The sequence below is a fragment of the Actinomadura sp. BRA 177 genome, assembly GCF_013372625.1.
GTDB lineage: Bacteria > Actinomycetota > Actinomycetes > Streptosporangiales > Streptosporangiaceae > Spirillospora.
On sequence record NZ_JABXFD010000323.1, the window covers coordinates 21,699 to 28,048 of the forward strand.

9 protein-coding genes and 1 pseudogene are annotated in these 6,350 nt (G+C 71.2%); 4 read left to right on the forward strand and 6 right to left on the reverse strand.

What is annotated here, in order from left to right; all coding sequences use genetic code 11:
* Window positions 1–12: 12 nt before the first annotated feature.
* Both HUX53_RS16560 and HUX53_RS16565 read right to left on the reverse strand, forming a co-directional pair.
* Window positions 13–765 (reverse strand): aspartate/glutamate racemase family protein, encoded by a 753-nt coding sequence (locus HUX53_RS16560; RefSeq protein WP_176404102.1) that lies wholly within the window; start codon window positions 763–765, stop codon window positions 13–15.
* Window positions 766–880: 115 nt separating this feature from the next.
* Window positions 881–1,612, reverse strand: coding sequence for a phosphodiesterase (locus HUX53_RS16565; RefSeq protein WP_176404103.1), 732 nt, complete (start codon window positions 1,610–1,612; stop codon window positions 881–883).
* 47 nt (window positions 1,613–1,659) lie between these two features.
* On the opposite strand from HUX53_RS16565, the gene HUX53_RS16570 reads away from it, so the two are divergent.
* Together HUX53_RS16570 and HUX53_RS16575 are read left to right on the forward strand one after the other, a co-directional pair.
* Window positions 1,660–2,559 carry a PLP-dependent aminotransferase family protein gene (locus tag HUX53_RS16570; RefSeq protein ID WP_176404104.1) on the forward strand — a complete coding sequence of 300 codons (900 nt, stop codon included), beginning with the start codon at window positions 1,660–1,662 and terminating at the stop codon, window positions 2,557–2,559.
* A gap of 10 nt (window positions 2,560–2,569) precedes the next feature.
* Entirely contained in the window at window positions 2,570–2,833 is a 264-nt protein-coding gene (locus HUX53_RS16575; protein ID WP_369009205.1) for a VOC family protein, read from the forward strand.
* Window positions 2,834–2,845: 12 nt separating this feature from the next.
* Here the strand turns inward: HUX53_RS16575 and HUX53_RS16580 are convergent, their stop codons facing one another.
* The 4 genes from HUX53_RS16580 to HUX53_RS16595 form a co-directional block, all read right to left on the reverse strand.
* A complete protein-coding gene (locus tag HUX53_RS16580) occupies window positions 2,846–3,418 on the reverse strand; it encodes a TIGR03086 family metal-binding protein (RefSeq protein ID WP_176404105.1) in 573 nt (190 codons plus the stop codon).
* Entirely contained in the window at window positions 3,405–3,887 is a 483-nt protein-coding gene (locus HUX53_RS16585; RefSeq protein WP_176404106.1) for an SRPBCC family protein, read from the reverse strand. The genes HUX53_RS16580 and HUX53_RS16585 overlap by 14 nt, the downstream gene beginning before the upstream one ends.
* Window positions 3,820–4,215 (reverse strand): metalloregulator ArsR/SmtB family transcription factor, encoded by a 396-nt coding sequence (locus HUX53_RS16590; protein WP_176404107.1) that lies wholly within the window; start codon window positions 4,213–4,215, stop codon window positions 3,820–3,822. The genes HUX53_RS16585 and HUX53_RS16590 overlap by 68 nt, the downstream gene beginning before the upstream one ends.
* Before the next feature lie 94 nt (window positions 4,216–4,309).
* Window positions 4,310–4,771 carry a hypothetical protein gene (locus tag HUX53_RS16595; protein ID WP_309237270.1) on the reverse strand — a complete coding sequence of 154 codons (462 nt, stop codon included), beginning with the start codon at window positions 4,769–4,771 and terminating at the stop codon, window positions 4,310–4,312.
* Window positions 4,772–4,900: 129 nt separating this feature from the next.
* On the opposite strand from HUX53_RS16595, the gene lexA reads away from it, so the two are divergent.
* Both lexA and HUX53_RS16605 read left to right on the forward strand, forming a co-directional pair.
* Window positions 4,901–5,563 (forward strand): transcriptional repressor LexA, encoded by a 663-nt coding sequence (gene lexA / locus HUX53_RS16600; RefSeq protein WP_176404109.1) that lies wholly within the window; start codon window positions 4,901–4,903, stop codon window positions 5,561–5,563.
* Between the two features lie 190 nt (window positions 5,564–5,753).
* A pseudogene (locus HUX53_RS16605) lies at window positions 5,754–6,350 on the forward strand (hypothetical protein); the annotation flags it as partial.

Consider the following 6,350-nt stretch of genomic DNA (forward strand, 5'->3'; position numbering starts at 1 on the left):
CCTTCTCGACGGTCACCCTAGGTCTGCCCCGTTTCGCCCCTGATTGAAATGTCCGCCGCGCCAGGTGGGGAGGGTTCGGCGGGCTGCGGCCACCTCGAAGGCGGCGCGGGCGAGGAGGCGGGTGGAGTCGAGCGTGGGCAGCGGCGACACGCCGGGCGTGACCAGGAGCGGGATCTCCGTGCACACCAGCGCTACGGCGTCACAGCCGCGCTGGGCGAGCCGCTCGATGATCTGGACGTACGCGCGGCGCGATTCATCGGTGAAGACGCCGTTGACCAGCTCGTCGAAGATGATCCGGTTGACGGTCTCGCGGTCTTCGGCGCCGGGGATCTCGGCGGCGATGCCGCGTGCGGCGAGTTCGCGCGGGTAGACCTCGCCGTCCATCGTGTAGCGGGTGCCGAGGACGCCGACGCGCGTGCGGCCGTCGCGGGCGGCCTGGCCGGCGACGACATCGGCGATGTGCAGGCCCGGCAGCGGCAGGTCGCCGCCGGGGCGTTCGAGCGCCAGGTGCGCGGTGTTGTCCGGGCAGACGAAGAAGTCGGCGCCCGCCGCCGCGAGCCGCCGGACGCTCTCGTTGAGGGTCGCCCTGATCGGGTCGTGGTCCCCGGCGTCCCAGGCGGGCATGCTGCGCGCCAGCGCGATCAGGTCGAGCGTCACGTCCGGGTGGTCGTCGGGGCCCAGCTCGCGGAAGCCCTCCTGGCAGAAGGTCCGGAAGCACAGCGCGGCGCCTTCCGCGCTGTGGGCGAGAATGCCGAGATGCCTCATGGCGTCCGAAACTAGCCCAGCAGCAGGGACGTCAGCGGGCGCAGGTCGGCCAGGCCGTGGGTGAGGGCGGTGATCCGCTCGGGGCAGTGTGCGGGCCCCGGCACCGCTTCACGACCTAGACCGTGCGGTAGTGGGTGGTCAGGCGGCCTTCGTCGTCCAGGAGATGGAAGGCCACGCCCGGGGGAGCGTCGTAGTCGGCGACATCGCCACCCTGCCAGGGGAAGACGAGCGTCGAGACGACTCCGGGCGCGACGAGGAGGGGCCGTCCCGCGAAGGTCGTCGCCGCCGCCGTGTGGTTGTGCCCGCAGAGGACGGCCGCGACCTGCGGATGCCTCTCGATGACCCTGGCCAGGCGCTCCTCGCCGAATTGCCGGATCTCGTCCACGTACGGGATGCCCTGCGTCACGGGCGGGTGGTGGAAGCAGACGAACGCCGGTTCGTCGGGGGCGTTGGAGAGCTGCCGGTCGAGCCAGGCGATCGTGTCGTCCTCCAAGAGCCCGTGGTCCTTGCCGGGGACGGTCGAGTCGCACATCACGAACGTGGCACCGGCGACCTTGTGAGCCCGGTTGACCGGGCCGTCGTGCGCTGGCTCGTCCAGGAGGACCTCCCGGTACGGGCCGCGCACGTCGTGGTTGCCGGGGCAGGCCAGCACCGGATGCGGTGAGGGCGCCAGCAGCTTGCGGGCCTGCTCGTACTCGGCCGGCTCGCCGTGGTCGGCGATGTCGCCGGTGACGAGGACGGCGTCCAGCGGGAGTCCGTTCAGATAGTCCATGACGCGCGTCGCGCGTTGGGCCCTGCGGTCGCTCAGGTCGAGGTGGGTGTCGCTGAGCTGCGCGAAAACAATCATGCCTGCGAACCTAGGCAGCGACCGGACCAAGTTTAAGATCCGGTTTCATGCCGAAAGATTGGGCCGGTTCCGTCGACCTCCATCTGCACGTCGACATCGCCGCCGGCCGCCGGGCGGGCCTGGAACGCGCCCTCCGCGCCGCCATCGCGGACGGCCGCCTCGCCCCCGGCACCGCGCTGCCGTCAACGCGGGCCCTGTCGGCGGAACTCGGTTTCGCGCGCGGCACCGTGACCGCCGCGTACGACCAGTTGATCGCCGAGGGCCGGCTGGTCGCCCGCCCCGGCTCCCGCACGCGCGTCGCACGGTTCACGGCCGCGACGCCGGCCGCGACGGCGCCGCCCCCTGCTGAGACGTGGACGGAGGTTCCCGGCGCTCCCGCCCATGACATGCGACCGGGGCGGCCCGACCTGAGCAGGTTTTCTTCGGCGGCCTGGGGGCGTTCGACACGCCGGGTCCTGTCCACCGCCGCCGCCGAGGTTCATGCGCTCGGCGACCCGCGCGGCCGTCCCGAACTGCGTGCGGCGCTGGCGGGCTACCTGGGCCGGGCGCGGGGCGTCCACGCCGACCCGGCGCGGATCGTGATCACGTCCGGGTACGCGCAGGCCCTCGGGCTGCTCGCCGCAGTGCTTCCAGGGCCGTTCGCCATGGAGGAACCAGGGCATTTCCTCCACCGCGCCATCGTCGAGCGCGCCGGAGCGGAGATAATCCCGCTTCCGGTGGACGACCTGGGCGCCGATCCCGGACTACTCGGCGAGGCGGGCACGGCCGTGCTGACCCCGGCGCACCAGTATCCGTCCGGCGCGACCCTCCACCCGGACCGCCGCCGCGCGTTCACCGCCTGGGCCCGCGACACTGGCGGGATCCTCATCGAGGACGACTACGACGGCGAGTTCCGCTACGACCGCCAGCCCGTCGGCGCCGTGCAGGCTGTTCCGGCTCGACGGTGACGACGGGCGGATCGTCCATGCCGAGATCAGCGTGCAAGGGTCCACGCTCATGCTCGGCGACGCCGATGCCCCGTTCGCGCCGCCCGGCGCGGCTCCGACGTCGGTTCTCCTGCACGTCTACGTCCCGGACGTGGACGCTCTGACCGCCCAGGCCGTGTCCGCCGGAGCCGAGCTGCTCTCGCCTCCGGCGGACATGCCCTACGGTGCCCGGCAGTCCATGCTCCGCGATCCGTTCGGCCACAAATGGATCTTCCTGACCCCCATCGCGGCCTGAGCACCGGAGCTCTCAGCGCCCCGGCCAGGACGGGTCCCGGCCGATGAAGCCCAGCAGCCTTGCCTGGACGTCCGCGCCGGCGGGCACCTCGACCCGCGGGCCGTACTGGCCGGACGAGCGGAGAACCTCCTCCATCTGCTCCATCCCGCTGAGGAGATGGGCGCAGAAGTCGGGGTCGAGCCGCTCGTCCTGGCCGGTGGCCCGGGCGAGGTCCCACGTGTGCATGAAGACGTCGGCCGTGTAGAACTGGTCAATCGCGGGGGCCAACGGCAGGGTGCCGATGTGCGGGTTGGTGAGCTTCCGGTTCGCCGTCTCAGGGTCGTCCAGCACCGCCTGCACGCCATCGCAGTGGACCTGCCACGCGGCCACCGGGTCCTCGTCGACCGAAGGGCCGCGCGGCAGGTCGATGCCGGCGCCGGCCGCCAGGAAGCCGGGGAACCATTCGGTCAGGTGACGCACGACGTCGCGGGCCGTCCAGCCGTCGACCGGGGACGGGGCGTCCCAGGACGCGGTGCCGCGGACCCGGTCCGTGAACAGGCCGGCGACCTCGCGGTGCCGCTCGGCCGGGCGGTCAGACAGCGCCATCGGCGATCATCCTCTCCAGCTTGGCGTAACCGTCGTTGACGCCGCTCTCCATGCCGCTGAGCAGCCATGCGTCGCGGCTCTCGAAGCTGTCGACGAGCGACTGCGCCCGCAGCCGCGTGCGGCCGTCGCCGAGGTCCTCGAACCACAGCGTCTCCAGCGTCACCCCGTCGGGGTCGCCCTCGAACGTGAAGGTCTGGACGATGCGGCCCGGCCGGACCTCGTGGAAGCAGCCGTAGAACCCGTACTCCGTGCCGTCGTGCACCGAGACGTACCGCCAGCTGCCACCGGTCCGCGCGTCCCACTGCTCGATGCGGGTGGACGTGCCGTCCGGGCCCACCCACTGGGCGAACAGCTCGGGGTCGGTGTGCGCGCGGAGCAGCTGCTCGGGCTTCGCCGCGAAGTCACGCGTCGTCCAGATGACCGGCACGTCCGGGTCGGCCTTGATCGCGGCTTCCGTCTTCTTGCTCATGCTCGTCTCCTTCCATCTGCGCCAGGACCGCGTCGAGGCGCCGGTAGCGCTCCTCGGTGCGGCGCCGGTGGCGCTCGATCCAGGCGTCCATCAGGTCGAACGCCTGCGCCTCCAGGTGGACGGCGCGGGGCTGCGGACCTCGCGGGCGGCTGACGAGCCCGGCGTCCTCCAGCACCCGCAGGTGCTTGTAGACGGCCTGCAGCGTCATCTCGTACGGCTCGGCCAGCCGGCTCACGGTCGTGTCGCCTTCCGCGAGCCGAGCCACCATGTCGAGCCGCGTCCGATCCGCCAGAGCGGCGAACACCCGCGACAGCGCGTCCGTGGTCACCCCTGCGCCTCACTTTCAACTTGCTGGTTGAAAGAACCGTACGCCGCGCCCCGCCCGCTCGTCAACCATCCGGTTTAAAGGCCCTGAAAGACGGTCAGGCGCCGTGAAGGTTCCAGGCGCGGGGAAGCCCCGCACCGCAGACGGCACAGGCGAAGTCGTCGTCCTTGACCAGGTTGCGCTCGTGGCAGCGCGGGCACCGGCGGAAGACGACCGGGCCGGTGAAGTCGCCCGGATGTTGCAGACCCGCCCGGTCGAGCGCGTCACGGACAGCGGGCCAGGACGCAGGTTCGGGGCAGTAGCCGGTCGAGTGGTTGCTGACCTCACTCACCACCCAGCGGCCCTCCTCCTGAAAGAAGGCGATCTCCCCAGCGCTCAGAACAGGCACCCCACCGGCGCAGGCGACATGCTCACTCCGCCGAGGCGCCACCCGCAGAAAGCCGTCCAGGCCAATGACGAACGTGAACGGCTCGGCCCGCTCGTCCTCCCCGCACCGCGCCAGCCAGGCCGCCAGTTCCCCCGGCGATCGGACCGGCTTCCCTTCGCTGGCGGGGAGCACTGCCGCGAGAATCTCCGGAGGGCCCAACATAGTGATACCGCCGCAACCCGTGACTCATCGGGCGACCGTATCCCCGGCGCGTCTCCGCCGAGGCCGCGATCGTCCGGGACGGCCTCTACACTTTCCCGGGTGACCAGCGACTACGATCTTGACGGTTTCGAGGGCCTGGACGCCTCGGTGCTACCGCCGCGCCAGCAGCAGATCTTGGTCGCCATCCGGGACTGGGTGGTCAGGTACGGATACGCGCCGAGCACGCGGCAGATCGGCGACGCCGTCGGCCTGCGGTCCCCGTCGTCGGTGTCCCGGCACCTGGCGAGCCTGGAGGACAAGGGGTTCCTGCGCCGCGGGGCCTCGATGACCAGGCCGATCGACGTGCGGACGTTCCTCCACTCGCACCCCGCGGCGGCGGCCGCCGACGACTCGGTGAGCGTGCCCGTGGTCGGCGACATCGCCGCCGGCACGCCCATCTCGGCCGAAGAACACGTCGACGAAATGCTGTCACTGCCCGCCGGGCTGACCGGGCGCGGCACGGTCTTCGCCCTCCGCGTCCGCGGCGACTCGATGGTCGACGCCGCGATCTGCGACGGCGACCTCGTCGTGGTGCGGCAGCAGCCCGAGGCGCACTCCGGCCAGATCGTCGCCGCGATGATCGACGGCGAGGCCACCGTCAAGGTGTTCCGCCGCCGCGACGGCCACGTCCTCCTCGAACCCCGCAACCCGGCCTACGACGTCATCGACGGCGACGACGCGGTCGTCCTGGGCATCGTCGTCACCGTCCTGCGCAGCGTCTAGGCGTAGGGGACGCGGGCGGGGAAGTCGGCCCACACCAGCGTTCCGGGGCCGGCGGCGCGGTGCCCCCAGCGGGCCGCGCCCACGGCCCCGGAACGCTGGCGTGGGCCGACTTCCCCGCCCGCGCCCCCTACGCCTAGACGCTGCGCAGGGCGGTGACGACCCTTACCAGGCCGACCGCGCCGCCGAGCAATTGGCCAGCGAGAACCGCCTGGCCCTGCGTCAATTGGGGGTCGCCGGGTTGTTGTGGTTCCAGGCGATGATGGCAACCATGGCCACCTGGCCGGAATTCAATATCGACCTGAGCCCGGAGTTGCATGTGATCCTGCGTTGGGTCGCGATGTTTCTCACCACGCCCATCGTGTTCTACAGTTGCGCACCGTTCTTCAAAGGCGCCCTGCGTGACTTGCGCACGCGCCACCTGACCATGGACGTATCGGTGTCCCTGGCAATTGGCGGGGCCTACCTGGCGGGCATCTGGACCGCGATCACCGGTGTGGGCGAATTGTATTTCGATGCGGTGGGCATGTTTGCACTGTTCCTGCTGGCCGGGCGTTACCTTGAGCGCCGCGCCCGGGAACGCACCGCAGCGGCCACCGCCCAACTGGTCAACCTGTTGCCCGCCTCGTGCCTGCGCCTGAAAGGCGATGGCCAGAGCGAACGCATCCTGCTCAGTGAATTGGCGCTGGGTGATCGCGTGCTGGTACACCCCGGCGCCGTGCTGCCAGCGGATGGGGTGATTCTCGACGGTCAATCCAGCATCGATGAATCCCTGCTGACTGGCGAGTAC